Consider the following 401-nt stretch of genomic DNA (forward strand, 5'->3'; position numbering starts at 1 on the left):
AGTTTGACGGGCTGCGGATCGTCACGAAGGAAGCGGTGCTTCGTTGCGGGAAGCCGAAACGCATTTACTCGGACAACGGGAAAATTTATCGGTCCGAGGTGCTGCAGTATGCGTGCGCCGAGATGGGGATTACACTCATCCACACCCAGCCGTATGACCCGCAAAGCAAAGGGAAAATCGAACGGTTCTTCCGCACCGTACAGACGCGGTTTTATCCGCTGCTGGAGTTGGATCCCCCGAAGTCGCTCGAAGAGCTGAACGAGCGTTTTTGGAGGTGGCTTGAAGAGGAGTATCATCGAAAACCGCACGCCTCACTGGACGGAAAAACGCCGCATGAGGTGTTTCAATCGCAAGTGCATCTCGTGTCGTTCATCGAAGATGGCGATTGGCTGGATGCGATT

Annotated in this window: 1 protein-coding gene; it reads left to right on the plus strand. The window is 54.6% G+C overall.

Annotated features, from left to right (window positions below; translation table 11 throughout):
* Positions 1-401: integrase core domain-containing protein (locus ETC02_RS17100; protein ID WP_171698492.1), on the plus strand; the 401-nt coding region annotated here is incomplete at both ends.

The organism is Geobacillus sp. DSP4a, assembly GCF_013096875.1.
In the GTDB taxonomy this organism is placed as follows: domain Bacteria; phylum Bacillota; class Bacilli; order Bacillales; family Anoxybacillaceae; genus Geobacillus; species Geobacillus thermophilus.